This is a genomic window from Pantoea sp. X-Soil-TKNS-1211, assembly GCF_059730495.1.
In genome coordinates this window covers 295,478-318,685 of sequence record NZ_AP035953.1, presented here as the reverse complement: position 1 = coordinate 318,685, position 23,208 = coordinate 295,478, and the positions used below count along the sequence as shown (strand labels likewise).

Here is a 23,208-nt window from a genome sequence, read left to right as displayed (position 1 = left end):
GTCTGACTCCTTATGATTGTTTCAGGAACACACACACACCGTGTGCGGGCCCGTGCCAGACAGTTGTCAAAATGGGGTTATCTTCCCCGGCGAAAGGAGGAATGGCACGCCACTCTCCGTCTGGTAAGGCGAGGTCACTCACCGCATCCGTGGCGTTAATTGTTATTAACCAGCGGCCGGAGAGCAGGATCTGCATTCTGTGCGTCCCCTGTTCCCACTCCTCATTCCCCAGTGGTTTGCCGCTGGCATTGAACCACCGTACGTTGCCATCGCCCTCCTGCCACCAGCGATCTGCGGTGAGCGCAGGGATGCGCAGACGCAGATGGATTAACGCGGCAGTGAAGTCGACCAGTCCAGAATCATCCTGTTGCCAGTCCAGCCAGGTTAGCGGGTTGTCCTGACAATATGCATTGTTGTTACCGTGCTGACTGTGACCGCGCTCGTCACCGGCCAGCAACATCGGCGTGCCCTGCGCCAGCATCAGCGTGGCGAGCAGCGCGTGCACGCTGAGCCGTCGCCGCTCGACAATATCAAAGCTAACCTGCAACCCTTCGTGGCCGTGGTTATCACTGAAGTTGCTGCTGCTGCCGTCGCGATTGTCTTCGCCGTTAGCCTGATTGTGTTTATGGTTGAAGCTCACCACATCGCGCAGCGTAAAGCCGTCATGGGCGGTGATGAGATTGATACTGGCGTGCGGCAGACGTGGCACACGCTGAAAAACATCGCTGGAGGCGGCAAAGCGTCGGGCAAAATCACCGTTGCTCAACTCGCCGTGTAACCAGTAGCGCCGCGTTGCATCACGAAAGTGGTCGTTCCACTCGGCAAACGTGGGCGGATAGTTACCGACCTGATAGCCGCCGGGACCGACATCCCAGGGTTCGGCGATCAGTTTTACTTTTGACAAGATCGGACAGGCTTTAATGGCCGCGAACAGCGGCGCATCCTGGCGAAACTCCGGGGTACGACCCAGCACCGAAGCGAGGTCGAAGCGGAAGCCGTCGACATGGCAATCGCGCACCCAATGGCGCAGCCCTTCCTGCACCCATTCCATCACCTGGGCGTCGCTGAGGTTCAGCGTATTGCCGCAGCCGGTCCAGTTATGGTATTCGCCTTGCTCGTTAAGCCAGTAATAACTGGCATTATCAATGCCTCGCATCGAAATCACCGGGCCGATCTCATCCAGTTCGGCGGTGTGGTTAAACACCACATCGAGGATCACCTCAATCCCCGCCGCATGCAGCCTTTTGACCGCCTGCTGAAACTCCTGTAACGGTGTCAAACCGTCTTCCCCAGAGGCATAACGCGGGTCAACCGCCCACAGCGCTACTGGGTTGTAGCCCCAGTAGTTGCTGAGTCCCAGCCGCAGCAGGCGTGGCTCGCTGGCAAAATGGGCAATCGGCATCAGTTCCAGCGCGGTGATACCGAGATGACGCAGATACTTCACCATAACAGGATGACCCAGTGCCGCATAAGTCCCGCGCAATCTTTCCGGAATTTCCGGATGTAACTTTGTCAGTCCGCGCACATGCGCTTCATAAATCACTGTTTTGCCCCAGGGCCTGCGCAGCGGCTTGTCCTCATCCCAGTCAAAATCTTCGGCGATGACCAGCGATTTGGGCGCAATGGCGGCATTATCCTGTTTGTCGGGCGTGGTGCTGCCGTTAAAAAAACGCGGATCGTCCGGCACTTCGCCGTCCACCGCTCGGGCACAGGGATCGACTAACAGTTTCCTGGGGTTAAACCGATGCCCTTGCGCAGGTGCCCACGGGCCATGTACGCGGTAGCCATAGCGCTGGCCTGGCTTCAGTCCGGGAAAGTAGCCGTGCCAGATATCGCCACTGCGTTGTGGCAGCGGGAAGCGCCGTTCAACGCCATGCTGATCAAACAGGCACAGCTCCACTTTTTCCGCATGGCGGGAAAACAGCGTGAAGTTGACGCCGTGACCATCATAATTTGCGCCCAACGGGGCAGGCTGCCCGCTCTCCAGCATTATTCTCCCTCCCGCACCAACCAAACTGTCGCTAACGGCGGCAGAGATAGACTCAGGGATTGTCCGCGACCGTGACTTGGAATGTCGTCGGTATGCACCAGATGATTACGTACATCGCTGCCGTGATAGTCATGCTGGTCGGTATTCAACACTTCTTGCCAGCGGCCCGCCTGATTGACGCCAAAGCGATAATGCGGACGCGGCACCGGGGTGAAATTGCTGACCACAATCACCTCATTCCCCTCACGATCGCGACGTACAAAGGCAAAGACGGAGTTTTCATGATCGTCAACCACCAACCATTCAAACCCCTGTGGGTCGAAATCCAGCTGATACAGCGGTGAATAGTGGCGATAAGTATGGTTGAGATCGCGCACCAGCCGCTGCACGCCGTGATGCCAGTTATCCGCGCCTTCCAGCAGATGCCAGTCGAGGCTGGTGTCGTGGTTCCACTCTTTGCCCTGCGCAAATTCCCCCCCCATAAACAGCAGCTTCTTGCCCGGGAAGGCCCACATCCAGCCGTAATAGGCACGCAAATTGGCGAATTTCTGCCAGGGATCACCCGGCATACGATCGAGAATGGAACGCTTGCCGTGCACCACTTCATCATGGGACAACGGCAGCACGAAGTTTTCTGTGTAGTTGTACAGCATGCCGAAGGTCATCAGCTGATGATGGTAGCGGCGATGCACCGGGTCGTGTTTCATGTAATCCAGCGTGTCGTGCATCCAGCCCAGGTTCCACTTAAACCAGAAGCCCAGACCACCCGCTTCCGGTGGGCGCGAGACGCCAGGATAGTCGGTTGACTCTTCCGCCACGGTGATGCTGCCAGGCGCGGCACGTCCCAGGGTACGGTTGGTATAACGCAGGAAGGAGATGGCTTCGAGGTTATCGCGTCCACCGTATTGGTTGGGTATCCACTCCCCTTCAGCCCGGCTGTAATCGCGGTAGATCATCGACGCCACCGCATCCACACGCAATCCATCGATACCAAAGCGCTCCAGCCAGTAGAGCGCATTACCGGAGAGGTAATTACTCACTTCGCGGCGGCCAAAGTTGTAAATCAGCGTGTTCCAGTCCTGATGGTAGCCTTCACGTGGATCGCTGTGTTCATACAGCTCGGTACCATCAAACTTCGCCAGCCCGAAATCATCGCTGGGGAAATGGCCCGGCACCCAATCCAGCAACACGTTGATACCCGCAGCATGTGCACTGGCAATAAACTCACGGCACTCATCGCGCGTGCCAAAGCGGCGGGTCGGCGCATACATGCCAAGCGGCTGATAACCCCAACTGCCATCAAACGGGTGCTCATTGATCGGCAGCAACTCGATATGGGTAAACCCCATCTCTTTGACATACGGGATCAACTGCTCGGTCAGTTCCTTGTAGCTGAGCCAGAAGTTGTTCTCGGTATGCCGCCGCCAGGAACCCAGATGCACTTCGTAAATCGATATCGGCGCATCAAAGGCATTCGCCGCTTTGCGCTGCGGCGTCATCTCGGTTTTCGGCGGCAGGCCGCAGATCATCGACGCAGTTTGCGGGCGCATCTGCGCTTCAAAGGCAAACGGATCGGCTTTGATGCGCAATTGACCGAACGCATCAATGATTTCGAATTTGTACAGCTGGCCGTTGAAAGCACCGGGGACAAATAGCTCCCAGATGCCGAGTTCACGGCGGAAACGCATCGGATGGCGGCGCCCATCCCAATAGTTAAACTCTCCCACCACCGACACACGTCGGGCATTAGGCGCCCAGACGGAAAAACGTGTCCCGCTGACGCCATCAATGGTCGTGCCATGCGCGCCCAGGGTTTCATAGGGACGTAAATGGGTGCCTTCGGCCAGCAGCCAGGCGTCCATTTCCTCCAACAACGGACCAAAACGGTAGGCATCATCAATCAGATTTTGCTGACCGTGCCAGTTGACCGCCAACTGGTAGCGAAACAGATTTTTGCGGCGTGGGATCACGCCACTGAAGAAGCCGCGTGAGTCAAAACACTCCAGCTGAGCGCATTTACGCCCGGTGTTGGTTTCTATTACCCACACCTCGGATGCGTCGGGCAGCAAGGCCCGCACCTCCAGACCTTCTGCGGTCTGGTGCATTCCCAGCAGGGAAAAGGGATCGGAATAATTACCCGCAAACAGGGCATTGATCGCCTGGCGATCGGGAAGCTCTGACATGATTTCTTCCTGTGACATTTGGCAGGCGAACTGCGTCAGACGTGAAAGCCTTATCAGATGCGCTGCTCTTCATTGAGCCATGAGTACACAGCAAGGAAGGAGACCGTCCGTGGAAAAAATCTTTGCTATGTACAACAACCATTCAGTACGGAAAGCAAAACAACCAACTACCGGCACATCATTGTTAAATCATAGCTTGGGGCTGGCAGAAGCCAGGGAGGATCGCAAAAAATTATTTTCGGGAGAGCAAAAAAGGGAAGCTGATCACTTGTCAGGCGAAATTTGGGTTAAGTGTTGCAGCCTGAAATGCAAAAAAGGCCGGGAAAATCCCGGCCCGCGTTTTAACGTTCTGCTTAATCCACCAGCAGACGCAGCATGCGACGCAGCGGTTCCGCCGCGCCCCACAACAGCTGGTCACCGACGGTGAAGGCCGAGAGATACTCCGGCCCCATATTCAGTTTGCGCAGACGGCCCACCGGAGTCGTCAGCGTGCCGGTTACCGCCGCAGGTGTCAGTTCACGCATGGTAATTTCGCGATCGTTTGGCACCACTTTAACCCACTCGTTGTGGGCAGCCAGCAGTTGTTCAATCTCGGCCAGCGGCACATCTTTTTTCAGCTTCAGGGTAAACGCCTGGCTGTGGCAGCGCAGCGCACCGACGCGCACGCACAGGCCATCCACCGGGATGACGTTCTGTGTGCCGAGGATTTTATTGGTCTCAGCCTGGCCTTTCCACTCTTCACGGCTCTGGCCGTTTTCCAGTTGTTTGTCGATCCACGGAATCAGGCTACCCGCCAGCGGCACGCCGAAGTTATCGGTCGGCAAAGTGCCTGAACGGGTAAAATCGGTCACGCTACGCTCGATGTCGAGAATGGCCGAAGCCGGATCCTGCAACGATTTCGCCACGTGGTCGTGCAGCATACCCATCTGCGTCAGCAGTTCACGCATATGGCGCGCGCCGCCACCGGAAGCCGCCTGATAGGTGGCGACAGATGTCCACTCCACCAGATCGTTGGTAAACAGACCGCCAAGCGACATCAACATCAGGCTGACGGTGCAGTTACCGCCGACAAAAGTTTTGATGCCGCTGTCGAGGCCCTGACGAATCACCTGATGGTTGACCGGATCCAGAATAATGATGGCGTCATCTTTCATGCGCAGCGTGGAAGCGGCGTCAATCCAGTAACCCTGCCAGCCGCTGGCGCGCAGCTTCGGATAGACTTCACTGGTGTAATCGCCGCCCTGGCAGGTGATAATGATGTCGAGCGCCTTCAACGCATCAATATCAAAAGCATCCTGCAGCGCACCGGTCGACTTACCACCGAAGGTCGGTGCCGCCTGGCCCAGTTGCGAAGTGGAGAAGAAGACCGGATTGATCACATCAAAATCACGTTCTTCGCTCATGCGGGACATCAGCACGGAGCCGACCATACCACGCCAACCAATAAAACCTACATTCTTCATTTTCTGTCCGTCTCGGGCGCTTCTTCAGAGGCCCTGTCTGGTGCGAGGGAAAAAACCAGCCGTATTAACCTGCCGGTCTGCGTAATAATCAGGTTTACCTATAACCCTCAACTCTACAAAATGCTGCACTTCTGGCAAGTGAATTAATTCGATTGCGCTAAGTTTTTCAGCAGCGCAACTAATAACGCCGTAAAGGGATGGTTTAACACAAAATGACTGAAATGATTTCCGCCACCATATTATTGCTGCTGATCATGGACCCGTTGGGCAACCTGCCGATATTTATGTCGGTTTTGAAGCATCTGGAACCGAAACGTCGCCGGATGGTGTTAATCCGTGAAATGTTGATTGCGTTGGTATTGATGCTGCTGTTTTTATTCGCCGGTGAACGCATTCTGGCGTTTCTGAATCTGCGTACCGAGACGGTATCGATTTCGGGCGGCATCATTTTGTTCCTGATCGCCATCCGCATGATTTTCCCCTCGACGGAGAGCAGCAGCACCGGTTTGCCCGCTGGGGAGGAACCCTTTCTGGTGCCACTGGCGATCCCGCTGGTGGCAGGACCGTCTTTGCTGGCAACCCTGATGTTGCTGTCGCATCAGTACCCCAATCAGATGACGTATCTGGTCGGCGCACTGTTGATTGCCTGGGGCGTGACGGTGGTGATTTTGCTGTTGTCCGGGCTGTTCCTGCGCCTGCTGGGCGATAAAGGCGTCAATGCGCTGGAACGTCTGATGGGGTTGATTTTGATTATGCTGGCAACGCAGATGTTTCTGGATGGGATTCGCGCTTATCTGAAGATTTAACGTAGCGGTGCGATTTATCGCGCAGTTTGGTGCGCGATGCCGGAAAAACCTTGCGCGATAAATCGCGCCGCCACGGGTGTCGGACTTATTTCTTGTTGATCGGTTTACCGGACCAGTAGCCTGCCAGCAGCGAACCCGACAGGTTATGCCATACCGAGAACAGCGCACCTGGCAACGCCGCCAGCGGGGAGAAGTAGAGTTTGCCCAGCGTTGCCGCCAAACCGGAGTTCTGCATGCCGACTTCCAGCGCCAGAGTACGGCAGGTGGATTCATCGAAGCCAAACAGCTTGCCACCCCAGTAGCCGCCGAGCAGGCCGATGGCGTTGTGCAGAATCACCGCCGCGATCACCACCAGGCCAACCGAACCAATAAAGCCCTGGCTACCCGCGACCACCGCACTGATGATCAGCAGAATACACACCATCGAGAAGGCTGGCAGATAAGGTTCCACACGGCGTACCACGCTATTCATCGAATGATGAATAATCAGGCCGAGACCAATCGGGATCACCACGATTTTTACGATGCTGAGTAGCATCCCCACCACATCTACCTGGATATGGGTGTCGACATAGAAACGCGTCAGCAGCGGGGTGGCAAACACGCCGACCAGTGCTGAGACCGAAGAGATGGTCACCGACAGGGCCACATCCCCCTTCGCCAGATAGATCATCACGTTAGACGCGGTGCCACTGGCGACGCTGCCTACCAGAATCATGCCTGCTGCCAGGTCCGGTGGCATCTGGAATAGCTTTGCCAGACCCCACGCCGCCAGCGGCATCACCAGATAGTGCAGAAACGTACCGGCGATAACCGGAGCCGGGCGTACCAGCACGCGTTTAAAATCATCAATATTTAGCGTCACGCCCATACCAAACATAATTAGCATCAGCAGATATGTCACCCACGGGCCAATGCCGAGGAAGGTGGACGGAGAATAATAGGCAGCGACCGAGAGCAGTACAGCCCAGAGGGGGAACAGGCGGGTTAATTTGGCGAGCATAAACCAGACTTCCTTAAAATTTTATTGTGTCATTACGCATTCTTGCCACAGATGAAGTGTCGGGCAGGAAACGGCTGCCACGACGGACGCGGGATCATAACATTTCGTTATCGTGAGGTAAGGCAGGAAGTGAAAATGCGGATCGGCTGCTGCCGATCCGGGTGAATTAGCCGAAATTACTCTGCTTTTTCCAGTAAAAAGCGGTAGATCACACCACCAATTGCACCGCCGATGATGGGCATCAGCCAGAACATCCACAGCTGCGACAGCGCCCAACCGCCCTGGAACAACGCTACGCCGGTACTGCGTGCCGGATTGACGGAGGTATTGGTCACCGGAATGCTCACCAGATGGATCAGCGTCAGTGCCAGACCAATAGCGATCGGCGCGAATCCCACCGGTGCACGTTTATCGGTAGCCCCCATAATGACAATCAGGAACACCGCGCTGAGTACCGTTTCGCTAATCATCCCCGACAACAGGTTAAAACCACCGGGTGAATGCTCGCCATAGCCGTTGGAGGCAAAACCACTGGCCGCAACATCAAAATCTGCTTTGCCGCTGGCGATCAGATACAACACCGCCGCCGCGGCTATCGCACCCAGCAGTTGCGAAACGATATAGGGCACCACCAGGCTAGCCGGAAAGCGCCCGCCCATCATCACGCCAACGGTCACTGCCGGATTAAAATGCCCGCCCGAAATGTGTCCGACGGCGAACGCCATCACCAACACCGTCAAACCAAATGCCAGCGCCACGCCCGCAAAGCCAATGCCCAATTGTGGAAACGCAGCGGCCAGCACAGCACTGCCGCACCCCCCTAACACCAGAACAAAAGTACCGAAGAACTCTGCAACGAACTTTTGCATAGCGATTCCCTCAATAATATTGATGATTTAGCGTCAGAATTGTCACTCGTGGTTACGGTAGCGCAACCGTTCACAGTGAGCGTAGTGGGCTTTTTAGACAATTCCAGCGCAAAACAGGCGCTTGCGGGGCGGATTGAAGCGAAGCGGGAAATAATAGTGGTGCGGATTACGGCCTGAGCCGATGCTTAATTAATTGTTTAGCTTCGTTAATAAATAAAAAAGCCGGACCATGTCCGGCTTCATTCATGCTCAAAAATTCTTTTAACAGCCAAAAAGATTTTTATGCAGGGCACGTACGACTTCTTCGGCGTCACCGCCCGGCACCAGGAAGCACAGATTGTAACTGCTGGCTCCATAGCAAATCATCCGCAGGTTGAACGGCTCCAGGGCACCAAACACTTCTTTGCCCACACCGCAGGCTTTCGACAGGTTGTTACCGATAATCGCCACCAGCGCGAGATTCTCTTCCACTTCTACGCGGCACAGCGAAGACAGCTCGGTCAGCAGTGCCTGCGTCAACAGGCTGTCACCGGTGGAGGTGGAACCGGTGGTATCCAGCGTCAGCGCCACACTCACTTCGGAGGTAGTGATCAGATCGACGGAGATACTGTGGCGCGCCAGGATGGCAAACACTTCGGCCAGGAAGCCACGTGCGTGCAACATGTTCAGGCTGTGCAGCGTCAACAGCGTTTGCTTACGGCGCATCGCCAACGCCCGGAACAGCGGCGGGTTTTGCGTCTCGTTGCACACTCGCGTACCACCAGCGGCCGGCTCTTTACTGGAGCCGACAAATACCGGGATATCACTGCGCACAGCCGGTAACAGCGTCGCCGGATGCAGCACTTTGGCACCAAAAGTCGCCATTTCGGCGGCTTCTTCGAAGGTGATTTCATCGATGCGCCGAGCGGCAGGCACCACACGCGGATCGGTAGTGTAGATACCCGGCACGTCAGTCCAGATATCAACGCGCACCGCCTGCAATGCTTCACCCAACAGCGCAGCGGTATAGTCGCTACCGCCACGGCCCAGCGTGGTGGTACGACCTTTGCTTTCGCTACCGATAAAGCCCTGCGTCACCACCAGCGCCTGCGCGGTGCGGGGTGCCAGCAATGCCGCGGATTGTTCTTTCAATGCCGCCACATCCGGTTCAGCACGGCCAAAGCGGTCGCTGGTACGCATCACTTTACGTACATCAAACCACTCAGCGTTGATTTGACGCTCGCGCAGAATTTCCACGAACAGCAGCGTCGACATCAGCTCGCCGTGGCTAACCAGTTCATCAGTCAGCGCATTTGAGGTTGCCAGCGCCGCCGCTTCCGACAGCATGCCGATGTTTTCCAGCATGCGATCGATCTCTTCACGGATCACTTGCGGAGATTGCAGACGATCGATGATGGCGTATTGAATACGGCGAATTTCATCCAGCAGAGTCGCGCGTTGCGCCTGTTCTTTGCCTTCAGAGAGGGATACCAGCAGGTTGGTGACACCAGCCGAGGCGGACAGAACCACCAAACGGGTATTGGTATCGGACAGCACCACGTTGGCGCTGCGGTTCATGGCATCAAAATCGGCAACGCTGGTGCCGCCAAATTTCGCCACGATCAGAGTTTGAGACATGTAACGAACCTCGTGTCAGGTTATCTTTCTCCCGCTTTGTTGGGACGGGAGACATTCTATCAGCCTTGGCACAAGAGAAGAGCAGAAATGGGCAGACAAGATCATGAGACGAGTCACCCAGAAGCGCTTCACCTTGCGAAACGTCCGACTGTGGACGTTTCTGGTGACAACCCAGAGGATTCAGCCCCTGCAGCCGACAGCACAACACTCCGCGTGTTGCCCCACCTCGGCGTCGCACCCCCTGATGTGTTATCCCCGGATACGGTTCCTCCAACACACTGCCTGGGCGACGCGCCTCTTCTGGCTTACACCCGGAGGCGTAAGTAGCGCGCACATAAATATCGGTTAATTGTTCCGCTGTCAACGCCTGATGTTTGAGGATTTTTCACATTCGCGGTACGGCGTGCGCATCGCAGAACAAACAGTTGGGATAACTCCCGCCTAAAGTAGTGGCTGGTGGCAGGCAATCCGGCCATTTCCTGATACGGCACAGGGAATCCACAGCGGATTTTGCTGAAAATGCTCCGGAATCATCGCAGCAACCCTGCCGGATGCGATCCGGCAACGGTGCGCGAAATCACAATTTTTTTCCTTTCAGTAGCAACTGTGGTCATACTGAAACCCGTCGCGGCAGCAGAAGTCGCCGCCAGAATGCTAAGCAAACCGGGCCAGCTGGATGCGCCCGGTTGGAATGACAGTTCTTTTTATTTCAACAAGAGTGTTGCCATGAAAAATATCAATCCGACACAAACCGCAGCCTGGAAAGCGCTGCAGCAGCATTTTGACCAGATGAAATCGGTGCAGATCGCCGACCTGTTCGCTCAGGATGCCGATCGTTTTGCGAAATTCTCTGCCACCTTTGACGATCAGATGCTGGTGGATTTCTCAAAAAACCGTATTACCCAAGAAACCCTCGACAAATTACAGGCGCTGGCAAAAGAGACCGATCTGGCAAGCGCGATCAAATCCATGTTCTCCGGTGAGAAGATCAACCGCACCGAAGACCGTGCCGTGCTGCACGTCGCCCTGCGTAACCGGAGCAACACACCGATTGTGGTCGATGGCAAAGATGTGATGCCGGAAGTGAATGCGGTGCTGGCGAAGATGAAAGGCTTCTCTGAGCGCATCATCAGCGGTGAGTGGAAAGGCTATACCGGCAAAGCCATTACCGACGTGGTGAACATCGGTATCGGCGGCTCTGACCTGGGTCCGTTCATGGTGACCGAAGCGCTGCGTCCGTATAAAAACCACCTGAACATGCATTTTGTTTCCAACGTCGATGGCACCCATATTGCCGAAACGCTGAAAGATCTCAGCCCGGAAACCACGCTGTTCCTCGTCGCCTCCAAAACCTTCACCACGCAGGAAACCATGACCAACGCCCACAGCGCGCGTGACTGGTTCCTGAAAGCCGCTGGCGATCAACAGCATGTGGCGAAACACTTCGCGGCGCTCTCCACCAACGGCAAAGCGGTCGGTGAGTTCGGTATTGATACCGCCAATATGTTCGAGTTCTGGGACTGGGTCGGCGGTCGTTATTCCCTGTGGTCAGCGATTGGCCTGTCGATCATCCTGTCCATCGGCTTCGATAATTTCGAGCAGCTGCTGAGCGGCGCGCACGCGATGGACAAACACTTCTCCACCACGCCTGCCGAGCAGAACCTGCCGGTACTGCTGGCGTTAATCGGTATTTGGTACAACAACTTCTTTGGTGCCGAAACCGAAGCCATTCTGCCGTACGACCAGTACATGCATCGTTTTGCTGCCTACTTCCAGCAGGGCAACATGGAGTCCAACGGTAAATACGTCGATCGCGACGGTAACGCCGTGGATTACCAGACCGGTCCGATCATCTGGGGTGAACCGGGCACCAATGGTCAGCACGCGTTCTATCAGCTGATCCATCAGGGCACCAAACTGATCCCGTGTGACTTTATCGCCCCGGCGCAAACCCATAACGCCCTCACCGATCATCATCCGAAGCTGCTGTCGAACTTCTTCGCTCAGACTGAAGCGCTGGCGTTTGGTAAGGCACGCGAGGTGGTGGAAAAAGAGTTTACCGACGCCGGTAAATCCGCCGAGTCGGTGGCGCATATCGTACCGTTCAAGGTGTTTGAAGGTAACCGCCCAACCAACTCCATCCTGCTGCGTGAAATCACCCCGTTCAGCCTCGGTGCCTTGATTGCGCTGTATGAACACAAAATCTTCACGCAGGGTGCCATCCTCAATATCTTTACCTTTGACCAATGGGGCGTTGAACTGGGTAAACAACTGGCCAATCGTATTCTGCCAGAACTGGAAAATGACGCGAAAATTGCCAGCCACGACAGTTCCACCAATGGCTTAATTAATCGCTACAAATCCTGGCGTTAATCTTTTTTCAGGTTTTGTCATAAGGCGGCAATATGGCCGCCTTTTTTACGTCTAATATCCAATAACCCGCATAAATTTGTTATTTAGTGGACCATTGTTGGTTAGATAATTCTTAAAATGCCTTAGGCAAATTCTGAAGATTTTGCACGCAAATTGAACTAACCTCTAAAAAACATGGATCTATTTAAGTCAAATTACATCTGTATCATCATGATTAATAGATTCTTTTTATTTATTCATATTAAGGTAAATCCGAATATTCCGATTCCGTACCAATTCTTAATGCAAAAGTGAAAAATCCTGCCTGCAATCCCACGACCATGCAGTTATTCCAGTTCAAATAAAAACACCAATAAAAAAAAGCAGCTATCGCTAATTTGCCTTATTTTCCACCAGAACCGTTCGTTATTTTCGCCCCCTTCCTCTCGCGCTGAACTCTGGTAATTTGTTGCCCTATACTGAACGCGCCCTAAAAGGGTAAATCCTTCATTCATTTAAAATGCAGGAAAGCTGTTATGAAAAAACTTATGGTTGCCGGAGCAGCCTTACTCTACGTTGCCGTTTCTTCCGCTGCGATTGCCGCACCGGAAGAAGCTGGTGCTGCAGCAGGTGCGCAGGCGGGTGCTATGTCCGCTGGTGCATCAACCGCTGTGGGTATCGGTGCTCTCGGTGCGTTGGTAGGTCTCGGCATTGCCGCTTCTGGCGGTGGTGACGGTGCAAATACCGGTACAACAACCACGACCACAACGGGCACCACTCGTTGATGTAGCACCTTTAAACATAACCACACATTCGTGTGGTTATTTTTTGCTTTGATTCGTTTAATCAGGGACACACAGTGCGCCGACTTCCTTTGCTGCTTCTCTGCCTGTTGTTGCAGGCCTGTACTCAAACGCAAAAAGGTCTGGAACAGACCGTGATGCTTGCTATCAACGGACCGGATGATGTCACGGTAACCAATGAGCAGGTTGCCAGTCTGCCCTACGCCAGCCTCTACGCCCGCATCAACGAAGGCCAGCGCATCTTTGTGGTGCTGGGTTACAACGAAAATGGTCAGCAAAAATGGATAACTCAGGATAAGGCGATGCTGGTGATGCAGCATGGACGCCTGGTGAAAACCCTGGGCCTGACCGACAACCTGATTGACGTCAGCAATCTGGCGCAAGATCCACTGGCCAACCCGCTGCACCTGCAAAACGGTGCCAGCTGGACCCGCCTGGTGCAGTGGCGTGAGCAAAATAATCTGCGCGCCGCTACCGCCGTCTCCCAATTTCAGCGCGGTGATGATGAGGTGCTGAATATCGCGGGTGAACGCGTTCCCTGCCGGGTATGGCACGAGACGGTGCGCATCGACAGCATCGGTCGTGAGTGGCAGAACACCTTCTGGCTCGATAACCGCGACGGCACCGTGATGCAGGCCACGCAGATGCTGGCGGCAGGCGAATTCCCGATTGAAACCACCATTCTGAAACCGGCGAAATCATGAAAAAAATAACGTCTTTGCTGGCGGGACTGGCGCTGTTCACTGCGGGCAACGCGCTGGCCGATAGCCAAGTTATCGTCCATGACGGACAGAATCGCGCCACCTTCCAGGTTGACCATGCGCAAAACCTCAGCCAACTGGTGACCAACCCGGCAATCCACAGCTGGTGGCCCGGCACGGTGATTGCCGAACGTGCTGCCACGGCGGTGGCAAAACAACAACAACAACAATTGCTGGCCGATTTGCGGGCCTGGCAGGCGGATAACAGCGGAGACCGCGCCGCCGCCATTGGCGCGGTTATCCAGCAGTTAGCCACGACCCAGGTGACGGGTCGTCAGTTTACCTCGCTCGATCCCGACTGGGTGCGCATCCGACCGGAAGCCAATCGTACCTTGCAAGGCAGCTATGACCTCTACACGCTGGCACCACCGACTCAGGTGCTGGTGCTCGGTGCGCTGGAGCATCCCGGCAAAGTGAGCTGGCAACCGGGTCGTACGGTGCGCAGCTATCTGGCCGATCACGAACGTCTTTCTGGTGGTGAACGCAGCTTCGCCACGGTGATTGCGCCCTCTGGCGCGACGCAGCAGGTGCCGATCGCGTACTGGAATCATCGTCATGTAGAAGTAGAGCCAGGCAGCATCATCTGGCTCGGTTTTTCATCGTGGAGCCTGCCATGGGGCCAGAGCGACCTGAATGACCGCATGATTTCTGTTCTGACTCACCGGATTCCAGACTGATGAAAAAACACTACCTTCTCAGCCTGTTGGCTGTTGCTGTTTCCGCGGCCTGTAACGTACAGGCGGCAAGCTATGACGAGCCAATTGGCCCGTCACAATCTGACTTCGGCGGTGTCGGCCTGATGCAGGTGCCGACCGCACGTATGTCACGTGATGGTGAATTCAGCCTCAACTATCGCAACAACGACCAGTACCGCTACTATTCGGCGTCGCTGCAACTGTTCCCATGGCTCGAAAGTACGGTGCGCTACACCGACGTACGTACCCGTCGTTACAGCGCCAGCGAGAGTTTCAGTGGTGACCAGAGTTATAAAGACAAAGCCTTCGACCTGAAACTGCGCCTGTGGCAAGAGAGCTACTGGCTGCCGGAAGTGGCGGTCGGCACCCGTGATTTGGGTGGTACCGGCCTGTTCGACAGCGAATATCTGGTGGGCACCAAAGCCTGGGGGCCGTTCGATTTCACCTTCGGCATCGGCTGGGGCTATCTCGGCAACAGCGGCAGCATCAAAAACCCGTTCTGTTCTTACAGCGCCAGTTTCTGTAGCCGTAGCAGCGGCGGCGAAACCGGTTCGATTAACGGGTCACAGATGTTCCACGGCCCTGCCGCGCTGTTTGGCGGTATTGAGTACCAGACGCCGTGGCAGCCGCTGCGTCTGAAAGTCGAATACGAAGGCAACGACTACCAGGATGACTTTGCCGGTCGCCTGGAGCAGCGCAGCAAAGTTAACGTCGGGGCAATTTATCGGGTCACCGACTGGGCGGATATCAACGCCAGCTATGAACGCGGCAATACCTTCATGTTTGGCTTCACCATTCGCACCAACTTTAATGATTTGCGCCAGGCACATATCGACAGCGCCAAACCGGCCTACAATCCACAGCCGCAGGGCGATTTGTTGCAGTCGACCGTGGTGGCAAACCAGCTGACCGACCTGAAATATAACGCCGGTCTTGATGGCCCGCAGATTCAGACCAAAGGTGACACGCTGTATGTCTCTGGTGAACAGACCAAATACCGTGACACCACCGAAGGCGTCGATCGTGCTAACCGTATCGTCATGAATAATTTGCCGGCAGGCATTAAAACCATTGATGTGACCGAGTCGCGCTTCAATATGCCACAGGTGACCACCCGCACTGACGTCGCCAGCCTGCACAACGACCTCAGTGGTTACCCGCTGGGTCAGGAGCAGCCACTGCAACAGACACGTATCGATCCGGTCGATCCGGGTGAAACCGAGCAGGGCTATTTCATCCGTAAGGATCGGCTGAACTACAGCCTGTCGCCAGTGCTGAATCAGTCGGTCGGTGGGCCTGAAAGTTTCTATATGTACCAGGTCGGCGTGATGGGTAACGTCGATTACTGGCTGACGGATCATCTGCTGGTCGGCGGCAGCCTGTTCGGCAACATTGCCAACAACTACGATAAGTTTAATTACAATGGCTTATCGGCCAGTAACGGCCTGCCGCGCGTGCGTACCCATATTCGCCAGTACGTTGAGAACAACGTTTATATCAATGACCTGCAAGCCAACTACATGCATTACCTCGGTAATGGCTTCTACGGTCAGGTGTACGGTGGTTATCTGGAAACCATGTATGGCGGTGTCGGTGGTGAGGTGTTGTACCGTCCGGTCGACAGCAACTGGGCGTTTGGCGTCGATGCCAACTACGTCAAGCAGCGTGACTGGGACAACATGATGAAGTTCACCGATTACAAAGCCCCGACCGGCAACCTGACCGCCTACTGGCGTCCGTGGTTTATGGAAAACGTGTTGGTGAAAGCCAGCGTGGGTCAATATCTGGCGAAGGATAAAGGTGTAACGGTCGATATGTCGAAACAGTTCGACAGCGGCGTTATCGTCGGCTTCTACGCCACCAAAACCAACGTTTCGGCGGAAGAGTATGGCGAAGGCAGCTTCACCAAAGGCTTCTATATCTCGATTCCGATGGACCTGTTTACGGTGACACCAACGCGTGGTCGTGCGCAGGTGAACTGGGTGCCGTTGACGCGTGATGGCGGTCAGATGCTGGGACGCAAATACCAGCTGTATGATATGACGTCTGATCGTGATGCGCGGTTTAACTAACCGCCATAAAAATGGACGGCCCGGTGGGTCGCCCAAACTTGCGCGATAAATCGCGCCGCTACGGCTCTGTACATACTTGTAGCGGCGCGATTCATCGCGCCAGGATCAATCCGCGTCGTAGCCGAGGTTGGGAGCTAACCAGCGCTCCACTTCACTGATGCTCATCCCTTTACGCACCGCGTAATCTTCCACCTGGTCGCGCTGAATCTGCGCCACAGCGAAATAGCGACTGTCAGGATGGCTGAAATACCAGCCCGATACTGACGCCCCCGGCCACATGGCAAAGGACTCGGTCAGCTTCATACCGGTATGGGTTTCCACATCCAGCAGCTGCCAGATCTGCGCTTTCTCCGTGTGCTCCGGGCATGCCGGATAACCCGGTGCCGGACGGATGCCCTGATAATTCTCACGAATCAGTTCGTCATTGCTGAGGTTTTCATGAGCAGCAAAGCCCCAGATCACCTTACGCACTCGTTCGTGCAAATACTCCGCGAAAGCCTCGGCCAGACGATCCGCCACCGCTTTGATCATGATTTTGTTGTAGTCATCGTGCTGCTGGTCATACGCCTCAGCCAGTGCATCTTCTTCCAGCCCACCGGTGACCGCAAAAGCACCAAGATAGTCCGCTTTGCCACTTGATTTCGGTGCCACGAAGTCGGCCAGACAGTAGTTAGCAAAGTCGGTTTTTTCCGTCTGCTGGCGTAAGTGATGGCTCACACACAAAACCTGGTTACGGTTTTCATCGCTGTAAATTTCGATATCATCGCCGACGCGGTTCGCCGGGAAAATCCCCACCACGCCGCGCGGCTGAAGCGTACCTTTCTGGCCTAGCATGTCGAGCATCGCGTTTGCGTCATGGAACAGACGCTGCGCCTCTTCGCCCACCACTTCATCTTGCAGAATGCGCGGATATTTCCCGGCCAGCGACCAGGTCATAAAAAACGGCGTCCAGTCGATGTAGTTACGCAGCGTTTCGATGCTGGCTTCCACCGCCGTGACCCCGAGACGATGCGCCACCGGCGGCGTATAGCTTTCCCAGTCAAAAGAGAAATCATTCTCGCGCGCGGTTTGCAGGCTGACCGGCGGCGTGCGCGGCTTTTTACGCGCGTGCTGAATACGCACGGTGTCGTACTCTTTGCGCGTACGTGCAACAAAATCTTCCTTCAACGTCGGGGACAGCAGCGAAGAAACCACACCAACGGTGCGCGAGGCGTTCTGTACGTACACCGTCGGGCCGCTGTAGTTCTGCTCGATTTTGACTGCGGTATGCGCTTTGGAGGTGGTCGCGCCGCCAATCAACAGCGGCATAGTGAAGCCCTGACGCTCCATCTCTTTTGCCACGTTGACCATCTCATCCAGCGACGGGGTGATCAGCCCGGAGAGACCGATAATGTCGGCGTTTTCCGCAATCGCCGTTTTGAGGATTTTATCGCTCGGCACCATCACGCCAAGATCGATGATTTCGTAGTTGTTACATTGCAGCACCACGCCAACGATATTTTTACCGATGTCGTGCACGTCGCCCTTCACCGTCGCCAGCACAATTTTGCCGTTGCTGCGCCCGGCTTCTTTGCTGGCCTGAATATAGGGTTCGAGATAAGCCACCGCCTGCTTCATCACGCGTGCGGATTTCACCACCTGCGGCAGGAACATTTTCCCTTCACCGAACAGGTCGCCCACCACGTTCATGCCCGACATCAGCGGCCCTTCAATCACTTCAATGGGGCGTGCTGACGCCTGGCGCGCCTCTTCGGTGTCCAGCTCGATAAACTCGGTGATGCCTTTAACCAGCGAATATTCAAGACGCTTGACCACATCCCAACTGCGCCATTCCGCTTGCTGTTTTTCCTGCTCGCCATCGCCTTTGGCAGCACGGTATTTCTCCGCCAAATCCAGCAGGCGCTCGGTGCCGTCATCACGACGGTTGAGGATCACATCCTCCACCGCATCGCGCAGTTCAGCGGGTAAGTCGTCATAAATCGCCAGCTGGCCGGCATTGACAATACCCATGTCCATGCCGTTGCGAATCGCGTAGTAGAGGAACACCGCGTGGATCGCTTCGCGTACCGGGTCATTACCCCGGAAGGAGAACGACACGTTTGACACGCCGCCAGAAATCATCGCATGTGGCAACTCGCGCTTGATATCTTCACAGGCACCGATGAAATCCATCGCATAGTTGTTGTGTTCTTCAATACCGGTGGCAACGGCAAAAATATTCGGGTCGAAGATGATATCTTCCGGCGGGAAGCCCACCTCTTCCGTGAGGATCTGGTAGGCACGGCGGCAGATTTCGATTTTGCGCGCGCGTGTGTCCGCCTGACCGACTTCGTCAAACGCCATCACCACCATCGCCGCACCGTAACGTCGCACTTTACGGGCGTGATCGATAAAGGGTTCAATCCCCTCTTTCATCGATATCGAGTTAACGATGCCTTTGCCCTGGATGCATTGCAGCCCTTTCTCAATCACCTCCCATTTAGAGGAGTCGATCATGATCGGCACACGGGCGATATCCGGTTCTCCGGCAATCAGGTTGAGGAAGCGCACCATCGCCGCTTCCGCATCCAGCATACCTTCGTCCATGTTGATATCGATGATTTGCGCGCCGCTTTCCACCTGCTGACGCGCCACATCCAGCGCTTCGTTATACTTCTCTTCTTTAATCAGACGCTTAAATTTTGCCGAACCGGTGACGTTGGTACGTTCGCCCACGTTGACGAATAACGAGTCAGCGCTGATATTCAGCGGCTCCAGCCCGGATAAACGGCATGCCACCGGCAGATCCGGCAGCTGACGTGGCGCAACGCCGTCCACTACCGCCGCCATCGCTGCGATATGCTCCGGCGTGGTGCCGCAGCAACCGCCGATAATATTCAGAAAGCCCGCGCGCGCCCATTCGCCAACCTGCTGCGCCATGGTGGCCGCATCGAGATCATATTCGCCAAAGGCGTTGGGCAGACCGGCATTGGGGTGCGCGGTGACGTAACCTTCGGCAATGCGCGACAGCTCGGCGACATACTGGCGCAGCTCATCCGGCCCCAGCGCACAGTTCAGTCCGAAGGAGAGCGGCTCTGCGTGGCGCAGCGAGTTATAGAAGGCTTCAGTGGTCTGGCCGGACAGGGTACGGCCAGAGGCATCGGTTATGGTGCCGGAGATCATCAGCGGCAGCTGCACCCCCATCGCCTCCATCTCCACCTGCACCGCGTAGATTGCCGCTTTGGCGTTCAGGGTATCGAACACCGTTTCGATCATGATCAGGTCAGAACCGCCTTTGATTAGCGCGTGGGTGGATTCGCGATAGGCGTCCACCAGCTGATTAAAGGTGATGTTGCGGAAAGCGGGATCGTTGACGTCTGGTGAAATGGAGCAGGTACGGTTGGTCGGGCCAAGCACCCCGGCCACGTAGCGCGGACGCTCAGGAGTTTTCGCGCTCCATTCATCGGCACAGGCACGTGCCAGTTTTGCTGCCTCGAAGTTGATCTCCGCCGACAGCGCTTCCATCTCATAATCCGCCATCGCGATGGTGGTGGAGTTGAAGGTGTTGGTTTCAAGAATATCAGCACCCGCCGCGAGGTAAGCGTCATGGATCTCACGGATCACCTCGGGTTTGGACAGCACCAGCAAGTCGTTGTTACCTTTGAGGTCGCACGGCCAGTCGGCAAAACGGTTGCCGCGAAAATCCTGCTCGTTCAGTTTATAACTCTGGATCATGGTGCCCATGCCACCGTCCAGAATCATGATGCGTCGCGCGAGCTGCTGATGCAGCGCTTCTATTCTGTTGCTCACTCTTGCCTCATCCACGTCATTGCGTTGGCTGAAATGCCAGCCAGACATACTGGCATAACTTTCCGGTGGGTAAAAGTTATGACGGATGAGACATTTTCAGGCTGTGACTTTACAGATCCGACCAGTAAGCCAGGGTTTGCATTCACCGGGCGAAAAACGAAAATGGTTTCCATATCTGAAGCAATCCTGGAGAAGTCATGGCTACCCCTGCACCCGCCAAACGCGGCAAAAAACCCCGAACCGCTGCGGCCAGCGCGGCCCCTGCTGGCGGCCAGGTTCAGTCGCTGACGCGCGGCCTGCGTTTGCTGGAACTGATTGCAGAATCACATGGCAGCGTGCCGCTGACCGAACTGGCGCAACAGGCCGGCCTGCCCAATTCCACCACCCATCGCCTGCTGACCACCATGCAGCAGCAGGGGTTCGTCCATCAGGTGGGCGATCTTGGCTTCTGGGCGATTGGTTCACACGCGTTTGTCGTCGGCAGCAGTTTCCTGCAAAGCCGTAATCTGCTGGCGATTGTGCATCCGATTCTGCGCAAATTGATGGAAGACGCCGGGGAAACCGTCAATCTGGCGGTGCTGGATCTCAGCGATTATCAGGCGGTGATTGTCGACCAGGTACAGTGCACCCAACTGATGCGCATGTCCGCACCGATTGGCGGTAAGCTGCCGATGCACGCTTCCGGGGCGGGCAAAGCCTTTCTCGCACATTTGAGTGATGATCAGGTGACGGCACTGCTGCATCAAAAAGGGCTGCACTACTACACGCCGAAAACCCTGATGTCGCCGCACAGCCTGAAAGAGAATCTGGCGTTGATTCGCAAGGTGGGTTTTTCTCATGATGATGAAGAACACGCGCTGGGCCTACGCTGCGTAGCGGCAACCATTTATGACGAACATGGTGAACCCTTCGCGGCGATTTCTATTTCCGGCCCAATTGCGCGCATGACCGATGACCGTATCACCGAACTGGGTGCGCTGGTGATCCGTGCCGCCAAACAGGTGACCCAGGATTACGCCGGACGCTAAGCGGCAACGGTGGCATAGCGCACGCTAAAGCGCTGTGCCTCACGCCATGCCATCACCTCTTCAATATGTCCCTGCCGAATACGCGCTTGCTGGGCGCGCCACCAGCCAGCATCGAACAGCTGCGGATGCAGCGCCAGCAGCAAATTACCGGTAGCCGGTTCGCTACACAGCGCGTAGCGGAAGGTTTCCGGAAACACATCATCCGGCCCGACGCTGTACCACGGCTCTGCCTGAAGTTCATCCTCTTCGTAACGCGCTGGCGGGACATCGCGGAACTGTAGCTCGGTCATCGGGCGGATTTCATCATAATCGTAAAACACCACCCGACCGTGGCGCGTCATGCCGAAGTTTTTAAATAACATGTCGCCCGGAAAAATATTCGCTGCCGCCAGCTGACGTATGGCATCACCGTATTCTTCAACCGCGTGGCGACGCTGGGCAGCATCAGCCTGTGCCAGCCACAGATTCAGCGGCTGCATACGGCGCTCCAGCCAGAGATGGCGAATAATCACCACGTCATCTTCAATACAGATTTTTTCCGGGATATCACGCTCAAATTCAGCCATCAGTGCCGCCGGGACACGTGATCGCGGCAGCGCGAAGTGTTCAAATTCCTGAGTATCCGCCATGCGACCAACACGATCATGCTCCTTGACCAGTTGATAGCAGTCACGCACCTGCGCCTCCGTCACTTCCTTCTGCGGAGCGAAGCGATCTTTGATCACCTTAAAAACCCGATCAAAACCCGGCAGCGTGAAAACCAGCATCACCATGCCGCGTACACCAGGTGCGATGGTGAAATCCTCCTCGCTGTGCGCCAGGTAGTGCAGATATTCGCGATAGCATTCGGTTTTGCCGTGCTTCTGGCAGCCAATCGCCATATAGCGCTCGGCGGTGGTTTTACCGGGCAGAATCTGTGCCAGCCATGCCACCAGCGCTGCGGGCACTGGCGCATAAACCATAAAGTAGGCGCGAGCGAAACCGAACACGATGCTGGCATCGTTGCTGTCGGTCAGACAGGTATCAATCCACAACCGTCCGGCTTCATCACGCTGAATCGGTAACAGGCACGGGAGGATGGCATCGGACAATCGCAGGCGTGCCACTATCCATGCGGTTTTATTGCGGTAAAACAGCTCGCTGGCCACGTCCAGTGTCGCCGTCGCTAACTGAGCCGCGCTGAATTGTTCGTGCAGATGGCGCACTACCCAATGGATATCTCGCGCCTGATCCTGCCACGGCAGACGCAGTGGGATATCGTTGAGAATCTGGCGCAGCGTCTCCTGCCAACTGTGCTGCGGTCGGTACAGGCGGGATAACGGGCGCGGTGATTCCGGTGCCGGAGCAAAAGGCTGCGAGGGAAAGATAAATAACCGCTCAGGTGACAGATGGCTATGGCCCTGCAAGCGGCAATACACCGAGTTAAAGAAACTTTCGGCAATCTCATGGCGCGGATAACCCGGCAGCAGCGTTTCGTAGTGGCTTTTCACCCGCAGCCAGAAGGCTTCATCCCAGTCTGCCGCGCCATTGATGATACGCAGCTGATTTGCCACCAGCCCAACATGATGATCATAAAGGTGAATACGCGCCTTCATCGCCTGCTGCACCGCGTGCCAGTCGGCCTGTTCAAAGCGCTGCTGGGCACCGGCGGTGATATCAAGAAAACGGCCATACTGCGCGTCAAAACCTTGCAGGATGGTATGGGCGATCAGGGATTCTCTCGGCGGCATGGGCAGGTCTCCCGGCTATATGGCCCCTCCGTGGGCCAGGGTCACAA

General features: G+C 55.7%; 15 protein-coding genes and 1 riboswitch. Of the genes, 7 read left to right on the top strand and 8 right to left on the bottom strand.

The genetic code is table 11. From position 1 onward, the window contains the following. Positions 1-10 precede the first annotated feature (10 nt). The 3 genes from glgX to asd form a co-directional block, all read right to left on the bottom strand. Positions 11-1,990 (bottom strand): glycogen debranching protein GlgX, encoded by a 1,980-nt coding sequence (gene glgX / locus AC6I8W_RS01380; protein WP_497836670.1) that lies wholly within the window; start codon positions 1,988-1,990, stop codon positions 11-13. Beyond that, the gene (gene glgB / locus AC6I8W_RS01375) at positions 1,990-4,173 is read right to left on the bottom strand and encodes a 1,4-alpha-glucan branching enzyme (RefSeq protein ID WP_497836669.1); all 2,184 of its coding nucleotides are present in this window, start codon (positions 4,171-4,173) and stop codon (positions 1,990-1,992) included. Before glgB ends, glgX begins: the two co-directional genes overlap by 1 nt. Positions 4,174-4,526: 353 nt before the next feature. Continuing rightward, on the bottom strand, positions 4,527-5,636 hold the full coding sequence (asd, locus tag AC6I8W_RS01370; protein ID WP_497836668.1) for an aspartate-semialdehyde dehydrogenase: 1,110 nt from the start codon (positions 5,634-5,636) through the stop codon (positions 4,527-4,529). A 212-nt stretch (positions 5,637-5,848) separates the two neighbouring features. Between asd and AC6I8W_RS01365 the strand changes: the two genes are divergently transcribed. Further along, complete coding sequence (locus AC6I8W_RS01365; protein WP_497836667.1) at positions 5,849-6,442, top strand: YhgN family NAAT transporter; 594 nt, start codon at positions 5,849-5,851, stop codon at positions 6,440-6,442. Between the two features lie 85 nt (positions 6,443-6,527). Here the strand turns inward: AC6I8W_RS01365 and panS are convergent, their stop codons facing one another. From panS to lysC, 3 genes are all read right to left on the bottom strand, one after another. Next, positions 6,528-7,445 carry a ketopantoate/pantoate/pantothenate transporter PanS gene (gene panS, locus AC6I8W_RS01360; protein WP_497836666.1) on the bottom strand — a complete coding sequence of 306 codons (918 nt, stop codon included), beginning with the start codon at positions 7,443-7,445 and terminating at the stop codon, positions 6,528-6,530. 176 nt (positions 7,446-7,621) lie between these two features. Then, positions 7,622-8,314: an aquaporin Z gene (aqpZ, locus tag AC6I8W_RS01355; RefSeq protein ID WP_497836665.1), complete on the bottom strand. Its 693-nt coding sequence runs from the start codon at positions 8,312-8,314 to the stop codon at positions 7,622-7,624. Between the two features lie 261 nt (positions 8,315-8,575). Then, positions 8,576-9,931, bottom strand: coding sequence for a lysine-sensitive aspartokinase 3 (gene lysC / locus AC6I8W_RS01350; protein ID WP_497836664.1), 1,356 nt, complete (start codon positions 9,929-9,931; stop codon positions 8,576-8,578). Positions 9,932-10,044: 113 nt separating this feature from the next. Then, positions 10,045-10,239, bottom strand: a riboswitch (Lysine riboswitch). Between the two features lie 418 nt (positions 10,240-10,657). Here lysC and pgi point away from each other — a divergent pair. The 5 genes from pgi (at position 10,658) to AC6I8W_RS01325 (ending at position 16,614) form a co-directional block, all read left to right on the top strand. After that, positions 10,658-12,304, top strand: coding sequence for a glucose-6-phosphate isomerase (gene pgi / locus AC6I8W_RS01345; RefSeq protein ID WP_497838083.1), 1,647 nt, complete (start codon positions 10,658-10,660; stop codon positions 12,302-12,304). Positions 12,305-12,819: 515 nt separating this feature from the next. Further along, entirely contained in the window at positions 12,820-13,068 is a 249-nt protein-coding gene (gene yjbE, locus AC6I8W_RS01340; RefSeq protein WP_021186261.1) for an exopolysaccharide production protein YjbE, read from the top strand. 74 nt (positions 13,069-13,142) lie between these two features. Then, positions 13,143-13,790 carry a YjbF family lipoprotein gene (locus AC6I8W_RS01335; RefSeq protein ID WP_497836663.1) on the top strand — a complete coding sequence of 216 codons (648 nt, stop codon included), beginning with the start codon at positions 13,143-13,145 and terminating at the stop codon, positions 13,788-13,790. Further along, a complete protein-coding gene (locus AC6I8W_RS01330; RefSeq protein ID WP_497836662.1) occupies positions 13,787-14,524 on the top strand; it encodes a capsule biosynthesis GfcC D2 domain-containing protein in 738 nt (245 codons plus the stop codon). The genes AC6I8W_RS01335 and AC6I8W_RS01330 overlap by 4 nt, the downstream gene beginning before the upstream one ends. Continuing rightward, positions 14,524-16,614: a YjbH domain-containing protein gene (locus tag AC6I8W_RS01325; RefSeq protein ID WP_497836661.1), complete on the top strand. Its 2,091-nt coding sequence runs from the start codon at positions 14,524-14,526 to the stop codon at positions 16,612-16,614. Before AC6I8W_RS01330 ends, AC6I8W_RS01325 begins: the two co-directional genes overlap by 1 nt. Before the next feature lie 105 nt (positions 16,615-16,719). On the opposite strand, the gene metH is transcribed toward AC6I8W_RS01325, so the two are convergent. Beyond that, complete coding sequence (metH, locus tag AC6I8W_RS01320) at positions 16,720-20,451, bottom strand: methionine synthase (RefSeq protein WP_497836660.1); 3,732 nt, start codon at positions 20,449-20,451, stop codon at positions 16,720-16,722. A 149-nt stretch (positions 20,452-20,600) separates the two neighbouring features. Here metH and iclR point away from each other — a divergent pair, with 149 nt between their 5' ends. Further along, positions 20,601-21,431, top strand: coding sequence for a glyoxylate bypass operon transcriptional repressor IclR (gene iclR / locus AC6I8W_RS01315; protein WP_497836659.1), 831 nt, complete (start codon positions 20,601-20,603; stop codon positions 21,429-21,431). Here iclR and aceK read toward each other — a convergent pair. Continuing rightward, positions 21,428-23,161, bottom strand: a complete 1,734-nt coding sequence (gene aceK / locus AC6I8W_RS01310) for a bifunctional isocitrate dehydrogenase kinase/phosphatase (RefSeq protein ID WP_497836658.1) — start codon at positions 23,159-23,161, stop codon at positions 21,428-21,430. The two genes, iclR and aceK, sit on opposite strands and share 4 nt — an antisense overlap. Between the last annotated feature and the right edge of the window lie 47 nt (positions 23,162-23,208).

Bases quoted from the DNA above. Each gene is read 5' to 3' on its own strand.
- glgX (WP_497836670.1), bottom strand. From the start codon at position 1,990: ATGCTGGAGAGCGGGCAGCCTGCCCCGTTGGGCGCAAATTATGATGGT.
- glgB (WP_497836669.1), bottom strand. From the start codon at position 4,173: ATGTCAGAGCTTCCCGATCGCCAGGCGATCAATGCCCTGTTTGCGGGT.
- asd (WP_497836668.1), bottom strand. From the start codon at position 5,636: ATGAAGAATGTAGGTTTTATTGGTTGGCGTGGTATGGTCGGCTCCGTG.
- AC6I8W_RS01365 (WP_497836667.1), top strand. From the start codon at position 5,849: ATGACTGAAATGATTTCCGCCACCATATTATTGCTGCTGATCATGGAC.
- panS (WP_497836666.1), bottom strand. From the start codon at position 7,445: ATGCTCGCCAAATTAACCCGCCTGTTCCCCCTCTGGGCTGTACTGCTC.
- aqpZ (WP_497836665.1), bottom strand. From the start codon at position 8,314: ATGCAAAAGTTCGTTGCAGAGTTCTTCGGTACTTTTGTTCTGGTGTTA.
- lysC (WP_497836664.1), bottom strand. From the start codon at position 9,931: ATGTCTCAAACTCTGATCGTGGCGAAATTTGGCGGCACCAGCGTTGCC.
- pgi (WP_497838083.1), top strand. From the start codon at position 10,658: ATGAAAAATATCAATCCGACACAAACCGCAGCCTGGAAAGCGCTGCAG.
- yjbE (WP_021186261.1), top strand. From the start codon at position 12,820: ATGAAAAAACTTATGGTTGCCGGAGCAGCCTTACTCTACGTTGCCGTT.
- AC6I8W_RS01330 (WP_497836662.1), top strand. From the start codon at position 13,787: ATGAAAAAAATAACGTCTTTGCTGGCGGGACTGGCGCTGTTCACTGCG.
- AC6I8W_RS01325 (WP_497836661.1), top strand. From the start codon at position 14,524: ATGAAAAAACACTACCTTCTCAGCCTGTTGGCTGTTGCTGTTTCCGCG.
- metH (WP_497836660.1), bottom strand. From the start codon at position 20,451: ATGTCTGGCTGGCATTTCAGCCAACGCAATGACGTGGATGAGGCAAGA.
- iclR (WP_497836659.1), top strand. From the start codon at position 20,601: ATGGCTACCCCTGCACCCGCCAAACGCGGCAAAAAACCCCGAACCGCT.
- aceK (WP_497836658.1), bottom strand. From the start codon at position 23,161: ATGCCGCCGAGAGAATCCCTGATCGCCCATACCATCCTGCAAGGTTTT.